Origin of the sequence: Priestia veravalensis (assembly GCF_001457055.1) — a bacterium.
Taxonomy (GTDB): domain Bacteria; phylum Bacillota; class Bacilli; order Bacillales; family Bacillaceae_H; genus Priestia; species Priestia flexa.
Genome location: NZ_KQ758631.1, coordinates 19,591 through 39,740, shown reverse-complemented (window position 1 = coordinate 39,740; position 20,150 = coordinate 19,591). Strand labels below are relative to the sequence as shown.

The window sequence follows — 20,150 nt, the reverse complement described above, 5'->3', positions numbered from 1 at the left end:
GTAGAAAGGAACGCTCGTCTATGCCTAAAATATTGTTTTGTGCGACAGTTGATTTTCACTTCAATGCGTTTCACCTTCCATATTTAAAGTGGTTTAAAGAACAAGGGTGGGAAGTCCATGTTGCAGCGGCTAAAACAATGGATTTACCATATGTCACTCACCAGCATGCGTTATCTATTCAGCGTTCACCTTTTCATATGAAGAATCTGCTTGCATATAAAGAGTTAAAGAAACTAATGAAAAAGCATCAATATGAAGTTATTCACTGCCACACGCCAATGGGTGGCATATTAGGGCGCTTAGCGGCTTTACAAATTCGAAAGTATGAAGCGTGTGTCCTTTATACAGCGCACGGCTTTCATTTCTATAAAGGGGCACCTTTATTAAATTGGCTTGTATATTATCCAATTGAGCGAGCAATTTCGTCTTACACTGATGTTTTAATTACAATTAATAGTGAAGATTATCATCTGGCTAAAGCAAAACTAAAAGCGCATAAAACAGTGCATGTAAAAGGTGTAGGGGTTAATACTGATAAATTCAAGCCAAGGTCCAAAAATCTTAATAAAACAATACTAGGCTACCATTCTCAGGATTTTTTACTAATCTACGCCGGAGAGTTTAATCACAATAAAAATCAACAGTACCTTATTCATTTAATGAAAGAGTTAAAAATACGAATACCACATGCTAAATTGTTGCTTGCAGGAGAGGGACCTTTACAAGCAAATTGCAGGTTATTAGCTGAACAATTAGGTGTAAGAGAAAGCGTTGAGTTTTTAGGGTACCATAAGGACTTAAATGAATTACTGCCGCTTTGCGATGTTGCTGTTGCTTCAAGTTTTAGAGAAGGTCTACCCGTCAATGTAATGGAAGCCATGGCATGTGGGTTACCGATCGTAGGTACAGATAATAGAGGACATAGAGAACTAATTCAGCAGCGACAAAACGGCTTCATTGCTCATACTCTGCAAGAATTTGCTTCTTATATTGAAGAGCTAGCAACAAACCAAGAATTAAAATATAGAATGGGCATGAAAGGGAGAAACGCAATTATGAATCATTACAGTTTAGAGAAAGTAATGGATAGAAAAAGAGCAATCTACGAAGCATGTATGAGAAAGGAAGAGAAACGGTGGATTGCAAATTAAGAGTACTTCATGTTGTCGTTAATATGAACAGAGGTGGAGCAGAAACGTTGCTCATGAATTTGTACCGCAACATCGACCGTTCTAAAGTTCAGTTTGATTTTTTAACATGCAAAGAAGGGGTTTTTGATTCAGAAATAAAAGAACTGGGTGGAAAGGTCTACCGTATTCCATATGTAACTGAAGTTGGTCACCGCTTGTATTTAAAGCAACTCTACTTATTTTTTCAACAACATCACACTTATCAAATTGTACACGCTCATTTAGATAAAATGAGTGGTTTTGTACTGCAAACAGCTAAAAAAGCTAAAATTCCAATTCGAATTGCCCATAGTCATAATACGAGAAGTGAAGGTGGTTTAGTGGCGCGCACTTATAAATGGTATGCAGGAACTCGAATTGTCCCATCTGCTACACACTTATATGCTTGTTCAAAAGCAGCTGCTAGCTGGTTATTTCAGAAGCATGACAGGAAAGTCATTCTGTTGAACAACGGAGTTGACGTGGATCGATTCCGCTATTGTCAGCAAGCAAGGCAGAAAGCTCGTGCAGAGTGGGGCGTTAATGAACGTACACTTGTATGGGGACATGTTGGTCGCTTTAACCATCAGAAAAACCATCGCTTTTTACTTGAATTATTTCATAAAGTTCATCAAAAAAATCAAAATACCGTGCTGGTCCTCGTTGGAGAGGGAGTATTAAAAAGCGAGATTGAAAAGCAAATTAAAGAACTGGAGCTCGCACAAAGCGTTAGATTATTAGGCGTTCGCTCAGATGTTCATGAGATCTTGCAAGGGTTTGATTGCTTTGTTTTTCCTTCAGTACATGAAGGGTTACCCTTAACCTTGATTGAAGCACAAGCATGTGGTCTACCCTGTATCATCTCTGATGACATCAGTGAAGAAGTTGACATGGAATGTGGTCTTATTCAGCGATTATCACTAGATAAGGCGAAGGAGTGGGAAAGGGTTCTATCTTTTATAGACCCTTCTTTGCCTCGAAAAGAAGTGGCTTATTTATTAGATAGAAAAGGCTATAACATTAAGCATCAAGCTGAAAAAATTGAGCATTTTTATCGGGTGTGCATGAAGGAGGGCCATGATGAAAACCATAACCATTTTTACGCCAACATATAATCGGGCATATTGTTTGAACGATTGTTATGAAAGTTTAAAAGTCCAAACGTGCAAAGACTTTATTTGGTTAATTATCGATGATGGCTCCACGGATGATACTCGTCAAAAAGTGGCTGTTTGGAAAGAAGAAGGAGATGTAGATATCTCCTATTGTTTCCAAGAAAATAAAGGCATGCACGCTGCACACAATAAGGCGTATGAATTAATAGATACAGAACTGAATGTCTGTATCGACTCAGACGATTACATGCCAAGAGACGCGGTAGAGAAGATTATACAGCATTGGAAGCGATACGGAAATAGCAGCGTAAGCGGAATTATGGGGTTAGATTCAAACCGTAACGGCACTATCATCGGAACGGCTTTTCCTGAAGAATTAAAGCAGTCAACGCTGTTTCATCTTTATCATAAGCACGGCGTTACAGGAGATAAAAAGCTTGTATATCGAACAGAACTAACTAAAAGATATCCATATCCACTGTTTGAAGGTGAAAAATATGTCGGGCTTGCTTATAAGTATCACATGCTTGATAAAGACTATGAGCTGCTTTTAATGAACGAAGTTTTGTGCTGTGTAGAATATCTTCCCGATGGATCATCTCAAAATATGTTATCACAGTATCTAAAGAATCCACAGGGGTTTGCATTTTACAGAAAAGAGTTGATGAAACTTCCTTTTGCCAGCCCTCTGTTTAAATTTCGCCAAGCTGTTCATTATGTATCAAGCAGCCTCATCAGCCGGAACGGTCAGTTTTTAAAGGAGACACCTCTTAAAACAATAACTCTGTTAGCTGTCCCACTTGGTATTACGCTATATGGCTATATTACGTTAAAAACGAGAATGTTTATATCCTAAAACTTGGTTTAAATGAAAGGATCTTTTCAAATGGCTCTTTTATGGTTAAACCTAATTATTGTCTTTTTGTTGTCTTTTTTTTCACGGTATGCAGCTACACCTTTAATGGAATCAGGTTCACCTGTTGAAATTCGCCCTAATAAGCTTCTTGTTACAGGAGCGCTGATGGCGCTTGTTTGTATTTCAGGTTTGAGATCAAATATCGGCGATACATTGGCTTATATAGATATTTACACATCCAATGATTTTACGTGGCAATATGTGATGAGTCAAAAAGACATCGGGTTTGGGTTGTTTCAAATGCAGCTAAAGAACCTTTCACAAGATCCACAGCTTCTCATCTTTTCAACAGCTTTAATAACAAATGTTTTGGTTGTAACCGTCCTCTATAAATATTCGAGAATGCTAGATTTAAGCCTTTATGTATACATTACGGGAGGTTTATTTTTAGTATCAATGAATGGTATTAGGCAAATGTTAGCAGCAGCTATTATCTTCACAGCCACAAAACTGCTAATTGAAGGTAGATGGAAAGGATATTTTCTAGTTGTTATATGCGCTTCGTTTTTTCATCAAAGCGCATTTATTTTACTTCCTTTATATTTTGTTGTTCGGACAAAAGCATGGTCTAAATCTACAGTCGCTCTCGTTTTGTTAGCTGTAACTGCAGTGATTGGCTTTGACCAATTTATAAACATCTTGTTCTCAGCTATTGAAGATACCCAGTATGCAGAGTACAAAAACTTTGATGAAGGAGGAGCAAATTTTCTACGAGTTTTGATTAATGCCATACCTTTAGTCATTGCCTATTTAGGGAGAGAGCGGCTGCGAGAATTATTTCCAGAAAGTGATTATATCGTCAATATGACGCTTCTTGGCTTTGTATTCATGATTGTTTCAACACAAAACTGGATCTTTGCTCGCTTTACCATTTACTTTGGTCTTTATCAGCTAATTTTAATTTCCTGGCTAGTCAAGCTATTTCGAGAGAAAGATCAGAAAGTCGTTTACTACGGAATCTTAGCTTTTTACTTTGTTTATTTTTATTACGAGCACGTGGTGACGTTAAATATTATATATAAAAGTGACTTCTTAAACTGGTTTTAAAAGTTTAAGAGTAAAGTGAATGGAGGAGGAAAAAGATGGCTATTTTAGTCACAGGAGGAGCTGGTTATATTGGCAGTCACCTCTGCGTAGAGCTATTAAATGCAGGCTATGAGCTGATTGTAGTTGATAATTTTTCAAATAGTCATCCTGAAGCATTAAAAAGGGTTTCTAAGCTAACAGAGAAGTCTTTCGCTACATATAGTATCAGCCTACTGGATGAGCAAAAGCTTAAACAAATCTTTGCAAAACATCCTATCGAAGCAGTTATACATTTAGCAGGTCTCAAAGCTGTTGAAGAGTCTGTAAAGGAACCTTTGATGTACTATCAGCACAATTTAACTTCAACATTTGTACTATGTAATGTAATGAAGCAATACGGGGTGAAAAAGATGGTATTTAGCTCGTCAGCAACTGTTTATGGGAAGAGCAAGCAGGTTCCCATTACAGAAAAAACCCCCTTAGGAGCGATTAATCCCTATGGAAAAACGAAGGAGATCATCGAACAAGTTTTAGGTGACTTGTATGGCTCAGATGCTTCATGGAGCATTGCAATACTAAGATATTTTAACCCTGTTGGTGCTCATGAGAGTGGGTTAATCGGTGAAGACCCTCGAGGGATTCCAAGCAACCTAATGCCATATCTTTCACAAGTAGCAATAGGTGGGCTTTCTCACCTTAATGTTTATGGAAACGACTATCCGACGGTTGATGGTACGGGAGTTCGAGACTATATTCATGTCGTAGATTTGGCTATAGGACATATAAAAGCAATGGAAAAGGTGAGGAATCAAACAGGAATTCATACGTATAACTTAGGAACAGGAAAAGGCTATAGTGTATTGGAACTAGTGGCTGCATTCCAGCTTGCTTCAAAGAAAAATATTCCGTTTCGTACAACGAATCGTCGAAGTGGTGACACGGCCATTTGCTTTGCTGACGTAACGAAAGCGGAAAAAGAATTAAATTGGTCTGCGCTTCGTGGTATTGATGAGATTTGTAAAGATACGTGGAATTGGCAGAAATTAAACCCAAATGGGTACACCACTCAATCAGTGCAGAAAATAATTTTATCAGAATAGGATGAATTTAATGGCTTCTAACATTAAGCAACTAAATGAACAGACATTACGGCGGATTTTAGCTGAATTGGAGAAAAAAGCACAGGTAGCCACACACTTAACGCTTTCGGAAGTACTCGATGATTTAAAGCAGAGTTTACTAGCCGTGAATGTGACAGCAGATGCTACGTCAAAAAGTAAACAAGATAAGGAGTAAGTGTTCACATGAAGCGTTTACTTGATATTGTTGTTACATTTATCTTATTAATTCTGCTATTTCCTATACTACTAATTTGTTGTATGATTGTGAAATTTAGCTTAGGTTCACCAATTTTCTTTAAGCAACAGCGTCCTGGCTTAGAGCAGAAACCTTTTTATGTATACAAACTTCGTACAATGAACTCGACGGTAGATGAAGAGGGTGAACTATTAGCTGACCATATAAGATTAACCAAAATGGGATTATTTTTAAGGAAATATAGCTTAGATGAACTTCCCCAATTAGTTAATGTTTTAAAAGGGGACATGAGCTTAGTGGGACCTAGACCACTTTTAATGGAATACTTAACCCTCTATACAAAAGAACAAGAAACTCGTCATTCAGTTAGACCAGGAATAACAGGATGGGCACAGGTGAACGGTCGGAACAATCTTTCTTGGGAAGAAAAGCTTGCGTTAGATACTTGGTATGTTCGAAACCAAACGATGGGCTTGGATTTGAAAATATTACTACTGACGGCTTTAAAAGTTGTAAAAAAAGAAGGGGTTTCAAAGCAAGGGCACGTCACGACGGATAAATTTACGGGTTCGAAAGATGTGATATAGGATGAATGTTGTTGTTATAGGTAACGGAGGTCACAGTAAAGTTATTCAAGAGATAATTCGCTTAAACGGCTATATCATTATCGCGGTGTTAGATGATCAATATCAGACTAATTTCTTTGAGGATGAAGTGATTTATGCACCTATATCGTATATAGAAAAATTGGAGAGTGCGTATGTATTTCAAATTAGTATTGCTATTGGAGATAATTCAATAAGAAGACAGTTAATGGAGCTGTTAAATCTTTCACCCAGTCAGTATTTATCTGTTATTCATCCAACGGCTGTTATCAGTCAAACAGCAGAGATTGGTAATGGAACCGTTATTATGCCATATGCGGTTGTTAATGCTGGTGCAGTGATAAAAAAACATTGCATTATCAACTCAGGTGCAATCATTGAACACGATAGTTTACTAGAAGATTATGTACATGCTGCTCCTCGAGCTACGATTACAGGTGAAGTAACAATAGGTGAAGGCGCATTTATTGGAGCAGGAGCTACCGTTATCCCTCAAAAAAAAATTGGAGCATGGTCAATAATTGGTGCTGGCTCAACGGTTACATCAGATTTACCAAGTTATTGTATAGCAGTGGGCTCGCCAGCAATAGTGAAAAATAATAACTCCATAAAAGCAGAAAGAAGGTGAGTAAGTTCCATGTACCAAATTTATTTATCGCCTCCTCATATGAGTGGAGAAGAGCAAAGGTATATTCAACAAGCATTTCAAACGAATTGGATTGCACCAGTAGGCCCTAATATTGACCGGTTCGAGCAAGAAGTAGCCTTATACGTAAGAGCTAAAGGAGCTGTAGCAGTAAGTTCAGGTACTGCTGCCATTCATTTAGCTCTTTCTTTGCTAGAAGTTAAAAAAGGAGATCGGGTATTTTGCTCAACTCTAACATTTGTGGCAAGTGCTAATCCCATTCTTTATCAAGGAGCAGAACCGGTTTTTATTGACTCAGAGCCAGATACATGGAATATGTCTCCACGTGCACTAGAAAGAGCATTGAAAGAAGCTGTTCAAATAAATCAGTTACCTAAAGCTGTAATTGTCGTTCATTTGTATGGACAAAGTGCAAGGATGAACGAAATTATGGAACTTTGTCAGAAATATAAGGTACCTGTAATTGAAGATGCTGCTGAATCTCTAGGCTCCACTTATAGAGGCCAGTATACAGGAACGTTCGGTGATTTTGGTATTTATTCATTTAACGGCAACAAAATTATTACGACATCAGGTGGTGGAATGCTTGTTTCAAATAATGAAGAAGCATTGAACAAAGCGAAGTTTTTAGCAACACAAGCAAGGGATCCAGCGATTCACTATGAGCATAGCACGATGGGATACAATTACCGGATGAGCAACATATTGGCTGGAATTGGTTTGGCTCAATTAAATGTTTTACAGAAACGAATTGAAGCTAGGAGAGCAGTATTTCAGCGCTATTATAAACGTTTATCTCATATTAACGGCGTTGCGTTCATGCCTGAGCTACGAGAGACTATCACCAATCGATGGCTGACAGCCCTTACAATTGATTGTGACAAGCTAAACATAAAGCCTAAAGAAATTATAAATGTCTTAAAGAAAAACAAAATTGAAGCAAGACCTGTATGGAAACCTTTGCACTTACAGTCACTATTTAAAGGCTGCCTTTACTATAGCCATTCTGAAGTCGAGCATATTGCTGAAACGCTTTTTTATACAGGAGTGTGTTTACCATCTGGTTCCAACCTCTCCGTAGGTGAACAAACAGCTGTTATTAAGCTATTGCAAACTAGTATGATGACCAGCAGTCATTCAATCGTGTAGTCAATAAGAGAAAGTATGAGGTATGTATATAATGATAGGAGATAATATATATAGGATTCGTAAATCAAGAGGCTTAACTTTGTCAGAGCTTGCAGAAAGATCAAATGTCTCAAAGTCATATTTAAGCAATATTGAACGAAATGTAAACCAAAACCCATCTATACAAGTTGTTGAGAAGATTGCAGCAGTATTGGGCGTCGAATTTAATTGGTTATTAGAATTACAACCTCAACATGACTCTCTCCCGGAACAAGAATGGCTAGATTTTATTGATGAACTAAAGAAGATAGGTGTGAAAAAAGAACAGTTAGAAGAGTATAAAAGGGTTTTTGCGTTTATTAAATGGCAGCAGGAAACGAAAAATACGTTGGTAGAATAGTAGGAAGGAGTTATGAGAGGTGGCTAAATCCAAAGAGACAATCCCTAAGATTATTCATTACTGCTGGTTTGGTAATAAAGAAAAGCCTCCATTAGTTCAAAAGTGTATTCAAAGCTGGCGAGATTGTTTGAAAGATTACGAAATCATTGAGTGGAATGAATCAAATACATCGTTAGAGTCTAACCAATACGTGAAAGAAGCGTATAAACAAGAGCAGTATGCATTTGTCAGTGATTATGTTCGAATGCAAGCGTTGTATAACATGGGCGGAATTTATTTAGACACAGATGTAGAACTGTTTAAATCTTTTGATAATTTGTTAATCAATCAGTCTTTCTTTGGCTTTGAAGAAAAAAGTTTTGTCGCGACAAGTACATTTGGTGCTATGAAAGAACATCCTATTATAAAGAACATGCTTGATTATTATGATGGGCAAAGCTTTATTCAAAAAGATGGATCCTACAACCAGCTGACAAACGTCGCTGTTATGACAAAAATGTTTGAAAAAATGGGAATGAAAAGAACAGGAGAGCAACAGTATATTGAAGAAATGGCAGTTATTTATCCGCAAAGTTATTTTTCACCGTACGATTATATAAACTGTCGTCTACTTCAAACGGAAGAAACGTACGCGGTCCACCATTTTTATAAAAGCTGGCTTTCCCCACGGCAAAAAGCGAAAGGAATGGCAAAGCAAGCAGTTGTCAAGCTTATTGGTGGTAACAACTTAGCATATATTCGTAGCATTATAACGAAGGGATCGTGAAGCCATGAAGAAAATGTTAATCTCTTCGTTTGACATGGAAGTAGGAGGTGTGGAGCGTAGCTTATTAAGTATGCTCGGTCATTTTGATTATGAAGCATATGAAGTAGATCTTCATCTTCATAGTCATACAGGAGATTTATTTGCGGACTTACCATCAAAAGCTAAACTGTTACCAGAATTAAAAGCATATAAAACGTTTCGTAAATCAATTGTTCAAAATATAAAAGATAAGCAGTTCCCCATTGCGCTAGCTCGACTTTTAGCTAAGTATCGAGTAGCTTACTGTAAAAGTGCTGAAAGTGGCTATAAGCAAATGCAGTATATGTGGAGGTATACTCTGCCTTTCTTACCTGCTCTGAAGCAAGAGTATGATGTAGCAATTAGCTATCTATGGCCACATGATTTTGTAGCAGAAAAAGTACAGGCTAAAATTAAAATTGCGTGGATACATACTGATTTTTCTACGATCAAAACGGATAAGGTACTCGACCTTAAAGTATGGAAACAGTTTAACCACATCGTAGCGGTGTCAGAAGAGTGTAAACAAGCATTCTTAAGAAAGTATCCTTCTTTAGCTGATAAAACAACAGTGGTTGAAAACATTCGCTCCCCTAAGCTTATTGAAAATCAAGCTAATGAGCCTTTAGAATCTCGAATGGCGAAAGATAATCGATTTAAAATTGTCACGGTAGCTAGGCTTTCTCATGCTAAAGGGATTGATCGAGCTGTGCAAGCATTCAAATACTTGAAAGCAAAAGGACATAGCAATATCGCCTGGTACGTGGTTGGATATGGTGGGGATGAGGAGATGCTTCAATCGTTAATCCAAGAAAATAATTTAGAGAATGATTTCCTACTGGTAGGAAAAAAAATGAATCCATATCCGTATATAAAAGCAGCCGATCTATACGTGCAGCCTTCCAGGTACGAAGGGAAAGCAGTAACGATATGTGAGGCGCAAATCCTTGCAAAGCCGGTGCTTATTACGAACTACCCAACGGCTGTGAGTCAGGTGAAGAGCTATGAAGACGGCGTTATATGTGAAGCTTCTATAGAAGGAATAGCAAGTGGAATTGAAGAAATGCTACATAACTCGGGTTTGAGGAGTCAGCTAACTTCTAAGTGTAAAAGTATAAACTATCACAATGAGAAAGAATTAGAGAAGCTTTATGAGTTAATGAACTAGGTTGCCGTATTCTTAAATAGAAGACGTGTGAAAAGTGAGGCAAACTAAATGAAAAAACGGATCCTAATTGTAATAGACTCTTTAAATAGTGGAGGGGCCGAAAAAAGCCTAATCTCACTATTAGCTTGTTTTAATTATCAAAAATATAAAGTAGATTTACTATTATTTTCAATTGAGGGGCTCTATTTAAATATGCTTCCAAAGGAAGTTACTATTTTACCGCAGCCTGCGTATATGAAAAAGCAAGCTAAAAAGCGAGTAGATTTAGTAAAAGAAAAAGAGTTTAAATCACTCTATTTTAGAACGTTCGCATCGCTTGCTTTGCGTAACCCTTTAAAAAAGAAAACAATGCACTCCTCTCAAATTTTATGGACATGGGCGAATAGAGGAATGGAACCGCTAGAACAAAGATATGACGTAGCGATTGCATATAGTCAAGGAATGCCAACTTATTTTGTAGCAGAGAAAGTACAGGCAGCTAAAAAACTTGCCTGGGTAAATACTGACTACAAATTAATTCGTCATCATAAAAAATTTGATGTGTATTACTATAATCAATTTCACCATATTATTGCTGTTTCGGATTCATGTAAAGAAGTGTTGACGACTGAGCTACCAAGCATAGCAAAAAAAGTGGAAGTCATTTATGATATTATCTCTCCTGCGCTCATTTATGAGATGGCAATAAAAAAAGGAGGGTTTACTGATTTGTTCGATGGCATAAGAATATTGACAATAGGGCGACTTGTTGAGCAAAAGGGCTATGATCTTGCCATTGAAGCGTGCTATAGATTAAAAAAGCAAGGCTTCAATATAAAGTGGTACGCAATTGGTGAAGGCTCACTAGAACAGAACCTAAAGCAAAAAGTAGCCGCCTACCACTTAGAAGGTGTATTTGTTTTTTTAGGCACATATCAAAATCCCTATCCTTTTTTACATCAGGCGGATATCTACGTGCAACCTTCTAAATTAGAAGGCTATGGTTTAGCTATGGCGGAAGCGAGGCTATTGAAAAAGCCGATTGTCGCTACTAATTTTCCGATTGTCTATAATCAGCTTAGAGATCGAGAGAATGGATTAATTGTAAAAATGAACGCTGTCAGTTTGGCTAAAGGTATTCAAGAAATGATTTGTGATAGTGAATTAAAAAAGTCTGTCTGTGAAAAGCTGAGCCATGAACAAGTAGGGACAGAAGCTGAAATCTTCAAGGTGTATTCCTTACTTGAGGCCGCAAAATAAAGGTGGAAGATGAAATGAGAGTACAAAAAGCAACCTTAAATGCGGTGATGAACGTATTATCTTTTATTCTACTATTATTTCCCGCCTTTATAGTGAGAAAAGCTTTTATTGATGCTTTAGGTAACGAACTACTAGGGCTTACTGCGCTATATACTAGCATGATTGGGATGCTATCAATTCTAGAATTAGGTATTGGTAGTGCAATTGTATATGCTTTATATCAACCATTTGCTGAAAGAAATACAATCAAGATTAAAGGATACCTTAATTATTATGCTAAATTTTATAAAATAATTGGTGCAATTATATTGGGCGTAGGTATATGTATGCTACCGTTTTTACCGCTGTTTATAAAAGGAAATTTGAATATAATGGACGCAAGAATATACTTTCTTTTATTTTTAGCGAATAGCGTTATCACCTATTTTTTTTCATATAAATTTAGTTTGCTCATTGTAGCACAAGAAGAATATCGAATAGCTGTGAGCATGACCTTAGCTAAGCTGGGGACCTTTGCTTTACAGTTTGTGTTATTAAAACTATATCCAAGCTTATATGCTTTCTTGATTATTCAGCTCGTTATTAACCTTCTCTTTTATTATATATTAAATCGCTTAATTCATAAAAAGTTTGCTTGGGTATTTGAGGCAAAGGGAGAAATAGAACCTTCAGAAAAAAGAGAGTTAACGAAGAATATGAAAGCCATGTTCTTTCATAAAATTGGCGGTATCTTGGTGTTTAGTACAGATAATATCATCATGGCTTACTATATTAACCTAGGAGTAGTAGGAGTGTTTAATAATTACTATATGATTATTAGTGCGTTTCAAGCTACCATACTAAACGGCTTATCAGGTATAACAGCAAGCATTGGCCAGCTGCTCACAGAAAATAATCGAGAAAATGCGTTTGTCGTTCATCAACGTTTATTTTTTATAAGCTTTTGGTTGGTGTCATGTATGGTTATTTCACTGTGGAATACGATTAATTCGTTTATTTTGATATGGCTTAATGAAGAACAGCTATTAGACTCACTAACGATTGGCCTCATATTAGTAAATTTGTATATTTTTTTAATGCGAGGGTCGGTAGATCGATTTAAAGAAGCGGGTGGAATATTTTATCAAGATCGATATGCTCCTTTAATTGAAGGTGCTGTGAATATCGTTGCGTCACTTGTGCTGGTAAAAGTGATGGGTTTATCAGGTGTTTTTTTAGGAACGCTCATCAGCAACATAGCGGTTATCTTTTGGGTTAAACCAAAAATGGTATATAAATATGTATTTCATAAGCCTTTACGCCAATACTTCCAGCTCTATTTTAAGTATTTACTATTTGCTTTAATTCCTTTGTTCGTAACGCATTTGGTGACGTCTAGTCTTAAAGGTTCAGATAGTATTCTGTTATTTTTATCCAATTGTGTGCTTAATTTAGTTATTATTAATGGTTTCTATTGGGCACTTTTTCATCGTACACCGGAGTTTTCTTATTTTAAGAAGTTAGTAGTAAACAGCTTAGCGGCTAGTCGTTCTCGTTTTTCTTTCCAAAAAGGTTTTAGTAGAGGTCAATAATTGACGACAAAACTGGAAGAAACAGTATTGCAATGAAGAAAGAAGTATAGTAAAGTTCTTTATAAAGAACAAAAATGAGATATATTTTTTAATTATGTGTTCTTTATTAAGAATAGAAAAGTGGGGAGTAGAGAAGTGAGTGCAATTGCTGGTATATACCATTTTAATTCAAGAGAAGTATCAACCGAAGAAATAAACCGGGTAATGCGTTCATTTCAATCATACCCAGCCGATGATATTCAGGTTTGGCGTCAAAAAGGTTTGTTTTTGGGTTGTCATAATCAATGGATTACGCCTGAATCTATTTCTCAACCTATCCCATTTTATAATTTAGAGAAAAAGCTTGTTATCACAGCGGATGCTATCATTGACAATCGTGAAGAGCTTTTTTTAAAGCTAGGTGTTGATAAAAACGCTTGGGGAGACATTTCTGATACGGAGCTAATCTTACTTGCATATGAGCGCTGGAATAGTAGCTGTCCAAGTTATTTAATTGGTGACTTTGCTTTTATGATTTGGGATGAAAGCGAAAACCAGTTGTTTGGGGCAAGAGACTTCTCAGGAGCTCGTACACTTTATTATCATCATGGTTACGAAACATTCGCATTTTCTACCCTTGTTCGCCCGCTGTTACATCTGCCATTCGTGAGGTCAAAAAGAAATGAAGAGTGGATAGCAGAATTCTTAACAATTCCGTGGAACTTTGAGTCCGTTGATACATCTTCAACGGTATACGAACAGATCAAGCAGCTGTCTCCTGGTTATCAAATCATCGTCAAAAGCGGACGCGTAACGCTAACACGCTATGCATTTATTCAGCAACAAGACTTGCTATTGAAAACAAACGAGGAATATGAAGAAGCATTTAAAGAAGTTTTTCAAGTAGCTATTAGCTCAAGAATTCGTACGCATAAAGCAATTGGTGCACATTTAAGCGGGGGATTGGATTCAGGGTCAGTTGTTAGCTTCGCTGCGAAAGCTTTACGAAATCGAGAGGAAAAACTTCGCACCTTTAGCTATGTACCTATTCAAGATTTCGTTGATTGGACGCCAAAATATAGAATAGCTAATGAGAAAAAATTTATAAAATCAACTGTCCAATATTTAGGGAATATAGAAGATACTTATCTAGATTTTAAAGAGCGAAATCCATTTACGGAAATCGATGATTGGATTAACTTATTAGAAATGCCCTACAAATTTTTTGAGAACACGTTTTGGCTTAAAGGAATTTATGAGGAAGCTGCGCGACAGAATATAGGTATTTTGTTAAATGGTCAAAGAGGAAACTGGACAATTTCTTGGGGGCATGCGCTTGACTACCAGGCATCTCTTTTGAAGAAGTTATCTTTGAAAAAGCTGTCTCACGAGATGAAACTGTATAGTCAAAACATCGGCGTTACTCGCTCAAGGGTTTTTCATTTTGTCCGTAGAAAAGCTTTTCCACTACTACATTTGTCGTCGTACCGAAAGCAAGAAAGTCAATTTCCACAAATGGTTAATCCCAACTTTGCTCGAAAGCAAGACGTATATAAAAAGCTGAAGAAGCACCAAATTGATTTAACAGGAAATGCTATAACCAGCGTATATGAAGTGAAAGAGAAACAATTTGAACACCCTTATTATTGGAATATTACTGGTACATATGGCTCTAAACTATCTGTACGGTATGGTGTGTGGGATCGAGACCCGACCAACGATTTGCGCGTGATTCGTTTTTGCTTATCCGTCCCAGAATCTCAATACGTACAAGATGGAGTTGACAGATCGCTGATTAGAAGAGCTACAAAAGGGATGCTTCCGGATAACATTCGTATGAATCAAAAGGTGAAAGGTGTGCAAGGCGCTGACGGGACTTTACGTATGGTTCAAGCATGGCCAAGTTTTCTACAGGAAGTTGAAGCTTTAATTTCTGATGAACAAATGGCTTGTTATCTTGATATGGCTTCTTTAAAAGAAGCTAAAAAGACGATTGGTACTATCCCGAAGCCTGAATTGATTTTCGACCTTCGCTTTCGATTGCTTATGCGTAGCCTAATTTTTTATCGGTTTATGAAAAAAATGAATTGAAAGGGGGTGAACGAATGAAAAAACAGTGGGAATTACCAGTATTAGAGGTAGTAGAAGTTAAAATGACGATGGCAGGGCCTGGAATTAAAACACCGGATGCAGTGCAGCCTGATGTTGATGAAGTGATTCACCATAGCTAAATAGATGATTTAATTGATGGACTGCCCTTGTACGCACTTTATCAGTATAAGGGTATCTTTCAACTAATGAACGTATCTTTTTCACTGGTTGTTCTTTATAATGAACAAAAGTGTTTTTAAATAGAGGAGGCGTGATGATTGTTAGATATTCAAACAAAAGTAAGGTATCAAGCGTTTGGATTATTAATTGCTAGTGAAATGAAGATCCCGGAACTGATAGCGGTCGATTTAGGAAAAAGCGAAGAGGAAGTAACCGTGCAAATAAAAGAGTTGGAGCTTTTATGGAATCAAACATGCCGTGAAGATCAATATTTTCATGTTGAAGCAAATCGATTCTTTTTTAAAGTCCCTGATGTAGCCATTTTTGATGTAAAAAATGGCAATGAGATTAGCATATGTCCTATGAAAAACTCAAATGAAGATCAAATCAGGCTGTATGTGCTTGGTTCTTGCATGGGTGCACTATTATTGCAGCGAAAAATCCTGCCTTTACACGGAAGTGCAGTTGTTATTAATGGAAAAGCGTACGGAATTGTTGGGAAATCAGGCGCGGGTAAATCTACGCTAGCGTCAGCTTTTTTACAAAAAGGATACGAGCTGCTAACAGATGATGTGATTGCCCTGCCTTTGCAGAATAACCAGCCAGTTGTGATTCCTGCTTATCCACAGCAAAAGCTATGGCAAGAAAGCTTAAGTCATTTTGGTATGAACGCTACCATATATCGCCCGATTGTCCAGCGTGAAACAAAGTTTTCGATTCCAGTTACTTCTCAGTTTGCTAATTGTCCAGTTCCGCTAGCAGGCGTAGTAGAGTTGGTAAAAAGCAATCAAGAGGAAATAGAAATAAACGAAGTAGCGGGTATAGAAAAGCTCCAAATGCTGTTTAATCATACGTATCGTCGTTTTTTAATGGAATCGTTTAATCTGTATGATTGGCATTTTCAAACCACAGTATCCGTCGCTAACCAAATCGGTATGTATCAGCTAAAACGACCTATTAATCGCTTTACAGCAAGTGAGTTAGTAGAAAGTATTCTACATAAAATTCATGAAGGAGAGAAGAAAAATGATAAATAGCCAAGTGATTGAAAAAAGCCAACTTGTTGCACAAGCAAAAGGACAGATTGTAAGTGATATGGGTGGAGAGAAAGTTATGCTAAGCATTCAAAACAGCAAATATTACAATCTAGGTGAAGTTGGTGGTGATATTTGGGAAGAATTAAAGCAACCGATGACAGTGAGCAACCTAATCTTACGCTTAACAGAAAAGTATGAAGTCGAAAAAGACGTTTGTGAGCAGCAGGTCATGCACTTTTTAACCTCTCTAAAAGCTGAAGGCTTACTTTTAATCCAAGACGCACCTAATAAATAACTAGCAGGGGGCCATCATGAAAATTTGGAGTAGGTGCAGGCGATTTATAGAATTGGAGCGTCAAAAAAAGCGTTTATTTATTGAAGCTTTTGTGTATTTAGCATGGGCACGCTTGATGAAAGAAAAGTCATTTGAAAAAGTGGCATCATCGCTTCATTTACAGATGAATGAAACTTCTTTTGAAACAGAGGCAGCTCATAAACAAACGCTTCAAAACGTTTCAGACGCGCTTTACGCAATGAGCGGCTACACTTTTTGGGAAAGTCAATGCTTGGTTAAAGCGCTAGCTGGGATGAAGATGCTGGAAAAAAGAAATATTGAAAGCACACTTTATTTAGGAACGGCTAAAGATGAGGATCACCAGCTAGTAGCTCACGCGTGGTTACGAAGTGGGAGCTTTTATGTATCAGGTGTTGAAGGAAAAGAGCGCTATACCGTCATTGCAAAGTTTGCAAAGCATCCCACGAAAAGGAGAACAGGATGAACCAGACGTTACCATTAACAAATATTCCGCAGGAACTTAAGCTTATTTTAGAGTTGTTAAGGAACCAGCACGACGATCAAAGTGAAGAATCTTGGGTTAATTATACACGGTCAATCGATTGGAATCATTTTTTTAAGTTAGCAATGCATCATCGGGTATACCCTTTGCTGCATGTAAAGCTCAATGAAAATAAGAAATTAAAAATCCCAAAAGCAGTTTCAGAAAAACTAAAAGCACAATATGAGCATAATACGATTAAAATGCTTTATTTAAGTGGTGAAATGGAAGCAGTCAGTACCTTATTCTTAGGTGAGAATATTCCAACTTTGTTCTTAAAAGGTCCTGTTATCGCAGAACATCTTTATCAGAATTTATCGCTTCGGACATCGAGTGACTTAGATTTTTTAATTTCAATAGAGCATCTACAGAAAGCTGAAGAGCTGCTTGTTAGTCTTGGATATGAAAAAGATGATTATATCCAAACGGTCTTGGGTGACTGGAAGTGGAGACATCATCACGTAACCTACTTTCATCCTATAAAGCGCATTAAGCTTGAGATTCATTGGCGGTTAAATCCAGGCCCAAGCAGTGAGCCACAGTTTAAAGAATTATGGAGTCGCAAAAGGCTAAGCACCGTAACAAGTTCGCCTGTGTATTTTTTAGGACAAGAAGATCTAACTGTGTTTTTAATCTCTCATGGAGCTCGGCACGGCTGGTCAAGACTGCGCTGGTTAGCAGATATTCATCAAATTTTAAATCAGGATATAGAATGGAAGCTGGTATATAATCTGTTTAAAAAACATTCTAATTACCATGTCGGTGGGCAGGCGCTTTTGCTAGTAAAAGCATGTTTTCAGTCGTCCATCCCCGAAGGAGCACACAAGTTTTTTATAACAAAAAAGGCAAAACGCTTAGCACAAGGAGCCTTTTATTATTTAGAACAAATGATTAATCTTCATACGGAGCCTTTAGCCGAAGACATTTCCGCTTATCACTCTCGTCATTTGTTTTCGCTGATGTCAACTCAACAAAAAGCATGGTTCTTGCTTAGCTTTTTATATCCTTATCCAGAGGATGCTGAAACGCTCCCTTTACCAAGCTATTTACATTTTTTCTATTTTCCTTTGCGACCTGTATTATGGGCATGGCGCAAAACTAGGAAGCAAGTATTTTCCTAGGAGGTGTAGTCGATTTATGAATTATGTTTTTTATTTCTTGAAACAAATTCACTCATATGCTGGAAAGGCTCTTTATTTAAATTTATTGGCTATGGTAGCCATTAGTTTACTTGAAGGAGTAGCTATTTTATTGTTAGTTCCAATGCTTACTATGAGTGGAATCGTTGATTTTAGTAAGGTAAATGAATCGGGGATGAAATTCTTTGAGTTGTTTACATATGTACCGAATCAGCTTAGTCTTTCGCTTATTTTAGTAGTATTCGTATTGATTGCTTTTGTTCAGTACTTTTTGTACAGGCATGTCTCTATTAAAAATGCGATGATACAGCAGGGTTTTTTTCGACAGATGCGCCTGCAAACATATGAGAGCGTTCTACATGCTAATTGGAGCTTTTTTTTAAGAAAAAGAAAATCAGATCTTATTCATTTATTACAAACGGAAGTGGCTAGAGTCAGTGGAGGCACTCACGCACTTTTGCAGTTTATGACTTCTTTAGTGTTTACGTGTATTCAAATTATGTTAGCTTTATTGCTCTCACCTGTTATTACGCTATTTGTATTATTATGCGGTGCGATTTTGCTCTTTTTCAATCGAACCTTTTTGAGAAAGTCATTGTCATTAGGAAAGCGAAATTTCACATTGGGCAGAGACTACGTAGCAGGGTTGACTGATCAAATTAATGGTATTAAAGATATCAAGAGCAATACATTAGAAGCTTCGAGGGTAGAATGGCACTCATCTATTACGAAACAAATGCAAAGTGAGCAGCTGGAATATACAAAGATGAAGATGACGTCTCAATTTTACTATAAAGTAGCTTCCTCCATTTTTATTGCTCTCTTTATCTTTGTTGCGATTAAGTTGTTCCAGGCCCAAGCAAGCCAGCTAATGCTCATTATTTTAATTTTTTCAAGGCTTTGGCCAAAGGTAGCGGGTATACAAGGGGAGTTAGAACAAATTGCGAAGTCGTTTCCATCTTTTGAAGCGATTAAACTTTTACAGGAGGAATGTAGAGAAGCGCAAGAGTACGGTAATAGACAGTCGCAAAGTACTCAGCTCGTATTTAAACGAGAAATCGCTTGTCGAAATATCCATTTTCGTTACAACGAAGACGGAGAAGCCTACGCATTACAAAATATCAATCTTGTCATTCCAGTTCATCAAATGACGGCGCTAGTAGGAAGATCGGGTGCTGGGAAAAGTACATTGATTGATATTATAATGGGGTTAAATCAACCTCAAAAAGGAGCCGTATTTATAGATGGTGTTCCTTTAAGTGCTACTAACATAATGGCATTTCGACAGTTGATTAGCTATGTGCCGCAAGATCCAGTTTTATTTAATGCGAGCATTAGAGAGAACTTATTATTAGTAGATCCTAACGCTACAGAAGAAAGAATGTGGGAAGCTCTTCAGTTTTCCTTAGCTGCTGATTTCGTAGAAAATCTACCAAGCGGTTTAGATACGTTAATAGGAGACAGAGGAATAAAGCTGTCTGGTGGTGAACGACAGCGTTTAGTGCTAGCAAGAGCTATTTTAAAAAAACCAAAAATTCTTGTGTTAGATGAGGCCACCAGTGCGTTAGATACGGAAAATGAGTATAAAATTCAGCGGGCTTTAGATAGTTTAAAAGGCAGAATGACTATTGTTGTAATTGCTCATCGATTATCTACAATTCGCAACGCCGATCAAGTACTTGTACTTCAAGAAGGACAAGTTATTCAGCAGGGAGAGTTTAAAAGTCTAGCGGCTGACAAAGGGTTGTTGTTTAACAGACTGTTGGAAAAGCAAATGAAAGTAATGGAATAGCGAACTTTAATG

The 20,150-nt window shown here is 37.2% G+C and carries 21 protein-coding genes; all 21 read left to right on the top strand.

Features of this window, described 5'->3' with window-relative positions:
- The first annotated feature begins 20 nt into the window (after window positions 1-20).
- The 21 genes from AS180_RS04250 (at window position 21) to AS180_RS04150 (ending at window position 20,138) form a co-directional block, all read left to right on the top strand.
- Entirely contained in the window at window positions 21-1,151 is a 1,131-nt protein-coding gene (locus AS180_RS04250) for a glycosyltransferase family 4 protein (protein ID WP_062686480.1), read from the top strand.
- Window positions 1,136-2,284: a glycosyltransferase family 1 protein gene (locus tag AS180_RS04245; protein WP_090752714.1), complete on the top strand. Its 1,149-nt coding sequence runs from the start codon at window positions 1,136-1,138 to the stop codon at window positions 2,282-2,284. Before AS180_RS04250 ends, AS180_RS04245 begins: the two co-directional genes overlap by 16 nt.
- Window positions 2,250-3,140: a glycosyltransferase family 2 protein gene (locus AS180_RS04240; protein ID WP_062686479.1), complete on the top strand. Its 891-nt coding sequence runs from the start codon at window positions 2,250-2,252 to the stop codon at window positions 3,138-3,140. The genes AS180_RS04245 and AS180_RS04240 overlap by 35 nt, the downstream gene beginning before the upstream one ends.
- A gap of 30 nt (window positions 3,141-3,170) precedes the next feature.
- Complete coding sequence (locus AS180_RS04235; RefSeq protein ID WP_062686478.1) at window positions 3,171-4,247, top strand: EpsG family protein; 1,077 nt, start codon at window positions 3,171-3,173, stop codon at window positions 4,245-4,247.
- A gap of 35 nt (window positions 4,248-4,282) precedes the next feature.
- Window positions 4,283-5,326: a UDP-glucose 4-epimerase GalE gene (galE, locus tag AS180_RS04230; RefSeq protein WP_062686477.1), complete on the top strand. Its 1,044-nt coding sequence runs from the start codon at window positions 4,283-4,285 to the stop codon at window positions 5,324-5,326.
- A 10-nt stretch (window positions 5,327-5,336) separates the two neighbouring features.
- Window positions 5,337-5,522: a hypothetical protein gene (locus AS180_RS04225; protein ID WP_062686476.1), complete on the top strand. Its 186-nt coding sequence runs from the start codon at window positions 5,337-5,339 to the stop codon at window positions 5,520-5,522.
- An 8-nt stretch (window positions 5,523-5,530) separates the two neighbouring features.
- Window positions 5,531-6,130: a sugar transferase gene (locus tag AS180_RS04220; protein ID WP_062686475.1), complete on the top strand. Its 600-nt coding sequence runs from the start codon at window positions 5,531-5,533 to the stop codon at window positions 6,128-6,130.
- 1 nt (window position 6,131) lies between these two features.
- A complete protein-coding gene (locus AS180_RS04215; protein WP_062686474.1) occupies window positions 6,132-6,776 on the top strand; it encodes an acetyltransferase in 645 nt (214 codons plus the stop codon).
- 9 nt (window positions 6,777-6,785) lie between these two features.
- The gene (locus AS180_RS04210; protein WP_062686473.1) at window positions 6,786-7,943 is read left to right on the top strand and encodes an aminotransferase class I/II-fold pyridoxal phosphate-dependent enzyme; all 1,158 of its coding nucleotides are present in this window, start codon (window positions 6,786-6,788) and stop codon (window positions 7,941-7,943) included.
- A 22-nt stretch (window positions 7,944-7,965) separates the two neighbouring features.
- Window positions 7,966-8,322 carry a helix-turn-helix domain-containing protein gene (locus AS180_RS04205; protein WP_309599122.1) on the top strand — a complete coding sequence of 119 codons (357 nt, stop codon included), beginning with the start codon at window positions 7,966-7,968 and terminating at the stop codon, window positions 8,320-8,322.
- A 19-nt stretch (window positions 8,323-8,341) separates the two neighbouring features.
- Entirely contained in the window at window positions 8,342-9,088 is a 747-nt protein-coding gene (locus AS180_RS04200; RefSeq protein WP_062686471.1) for a glycosyltransferase family 32 protein, read from the top strand.
- 4 nt (window positions 9,089-9,092) lie between these two features.
- Window positions 9,093-10,274, top strand: coding sequence for a glycosyltransferase (locus AS180_RS04195; protein WP_062686470.1), 1,182 nt, complete (start codon window positions 9,093-9,095; stop codon window positions 10,272-10,274).
- 48 nt (window positions 10,275-10,322) lie between these two features.
- A complete protein-coding gene (locus tag AS180_RS04190; protein ID WP_062686469.1) occupies window positions 10,323-11,513 on the top strand; it encodes a glycosyltransferase in 1,191 nt (396 codons plus the stop codon).
- A 14-nt stretch (window positions 11,514-11,527) separates the two neighbouring features.
- Window positions 11,528-13,084: a lipopolysaccharide biosynthesis protein gene (locus AS180_RS04185; protein WP_062686468.1), complete on the top strand. Its 1,557-nt coding sequence runs from the start codon at window positions 11,528-11,530 to the stop codon at window positions 13,082-13,084.
- Window positions 13,085-13,219: 135 nt separating this feature from the next.
- The gene (locus AS180_RS04180) at window positions 13,220-15,154 is read left to right on the top strand and encodes an asparagine synthase-related protein (protein WP_062686467.1); all 1,935 of its coding nucleotides are present in this window, start codon (window positions 13,220-13,222) and stop codon (window positions 15,152-15,154) included.
- 14 nt (window positions 15,155-15,168) lie between these two features.
- A complete protein-coding gene (locus AS180_RS22195) occupies window positions 15,169-15,294 on the top strand; it encodes a paeninodin family lasso peptide (RefSeq protein ID WP_062686466.1) in 126 nt (41 codons plus the stop codon).
- Window positions 15,295-15,432: 138 nt separating this feature from the next.
- A complete protein-coding gene (locus AS180_RS04170; RefSeq protein ID WP_374699984.1) occupies window positions 15,433-16,371 on the top strand; it encodes a phosphoenolpyruvate carboxykinase (ATP) in 939 nt (312 codons plus the stop codon).
- Window positions 16,361-16,666 carry a lasso peptide biosynthesis PqqD family chaperone gene (locus AS180_RS04165; protein ID WP_062686465.1) on the top strand — a complete coding sequence of 102 codons (306 nt, stop codon included), beginning with the start codon at window positions 16,361-16,363 and terminating at the stop codon, window positions 16,664-16,666. The genes AS180_RS04170 and AS180_RS04165 overlap by 11 nt, the downstream gene beginning before the upstream one ends.
- Window positions 16,667-16,682: 16 nt before the next feature.
- A complete protein-coding gene (locus tag AS180_RS04160; RefSeq protein ID WP_062686464.1) occupies window positions 16,683-17,150 on the top strand; it encodes a lasso peptide biosynthesis B2 protein in 468 nt (155 codons plus the stop codon).
- Window positions 17,147-18,328, top strand: coding sequence for a nucleotidyltransferase domain-containing protein (locus AS180_RS04155; RefSeq protein WP_062686463.1), 1,182 nt, complete (start codon window positions 17,147-17,149; stop codon window positions 18,326-18,328). The genes AS180_RS04160 and AS180_RS04155 overlap by 4 nt, the downstream gene beginning before the upstream one ends.
- Before the next feature lie 16 nt (window positions 18,329-18,344).
- A complete protein-coding gene (locus tag AS180_RS04150; protein WP_062686462.1) occupies window positions 18,345-20,138 on the top strand; it encodes an ABC transporter ATP-binding protein in 1,794 nt (597 codons plus the stop codon).
- Window positions 20,139-20,150: the final 12 nt, after the last annotated feature.

Excerpts from the sequence above, each read along its gene's own strand:
- AS180_RS04250 (WP_062686480.1), top strand. The coding sequence starts at position 21 with ATGCCTAAAATATTGTTTTGTGCGACAGTTGATTTTCACTTCAATGCG.
- AS180_RS04240 (WP_062686479.1), top strand. The coding sequence starts at position 2,250 with ATGAAAACCATAACCATTTTTACGCCAACATATAATCGGGCATATTGT.
- AS180_RS04235 (WP_062686478.1), top strand. The coding sequence starts at position 3,171 with ATGGCTCTTTTATGGTTAAACCTAATTATTGTCTTTTTGTTGTCTTTT.
- galE (WP_062686477.1), top strand. The coding sequence starts at position 4,283 with ATGGCTATTTTAGTCACAGGAGGAGCTGGTTATATTGGCAGTCACCTC.
- AS180_RS04225 (WP_062686476.1), top strand. The coding sequence starts at position 5,337 with ATGGCTTCTAACATTAAGCAACTAAATGAACAGACATTACGGCGGATT.
- AS180_RS04220 (WP_062686475.1), top strand. The coding sequence starts at position 5,531 with ATGAAGCGTTTACTTGATATTGTTGTTACATTTATCTTATTAATTCTG.
- AS180_RS04215 (WP_062686474.1), top strand. The coding sequence starts at position 6,132 with ATGAATGTTGTTGTTATAGGTAACGGAGGTCACAGTAAAGTTATTCAA.
- AS180_RS04210 (WP_062686473.1), top strand. The coding sequence starts at position 6,786 with ATGTACCAAATTTATTTATCGCCTCCTCATATGAGTGGAGAAGAGCAA.
- AS180_RS04205 (WP_309599122.1), top strand. The coding sequence starts at position 7,966 with ATGTATATAATGATAGGAGATAATATATATAGGATTCGTAAATCAAGA.
- AS180_RS04195 (WP_062686470.1), top strand. The coding sequence starts at position 9,093 with ATGAAGAAAATGTTAATCTCTTCGTTTGACATGGAAGTAGGAGGTGTG.
- AS180_RS04190 (WP_062686469.1), top strand. The coding sequence starts at position 10,323 with ATGAAAAAACGGATCCTAATTGTAATAGACTCTTTAAATAGTGGAGGG.
- AS180_RS04185 (WP_062686468.1), top strand. The coding sequence starts at position 11,528 with ATGAGAGTACAAAAAGCAACCTTAAATGCGGTGATGAACGTATTATCT.
- AS180_RS22195 (WP_062686466.1), top strand. The coding sequence starts at position 15,169 with ATGAAAAAACAGTGGGAATTACCAGTATTAGAGGTAGTAGAAGTTAAA.
- AS180_RS04165 (WP_062686465.1), top strand. The coding sequence starts at position 16,361 with ATGATAAATAGCCAAGTGATTGAAAAAAGCCAACTTGTTGCACAAGCA.
- AS180_RS04160 (WP_062686464.1), top strand. The coding sequence starts at position 16,683 with ATGAAAATTTGGAGTAGGTGCAGGCGATTTATAGAATTGGAGCGTCAA.
- AS180_RS04155 (WP_062686463.1), top strand. The coding sequence starts at position 17,147 with ATGAACCAGACGTTACCATTAACAAATATTCCGCAGGAACTTAAGCTT.
- AS180_RS04150 (WP_062686462.1), top strand. The coding sequence starts at position 18,345 with ATGAATTATGTTTTTTATTTCTTGAAACAAATTCACTCATATGCTGGA.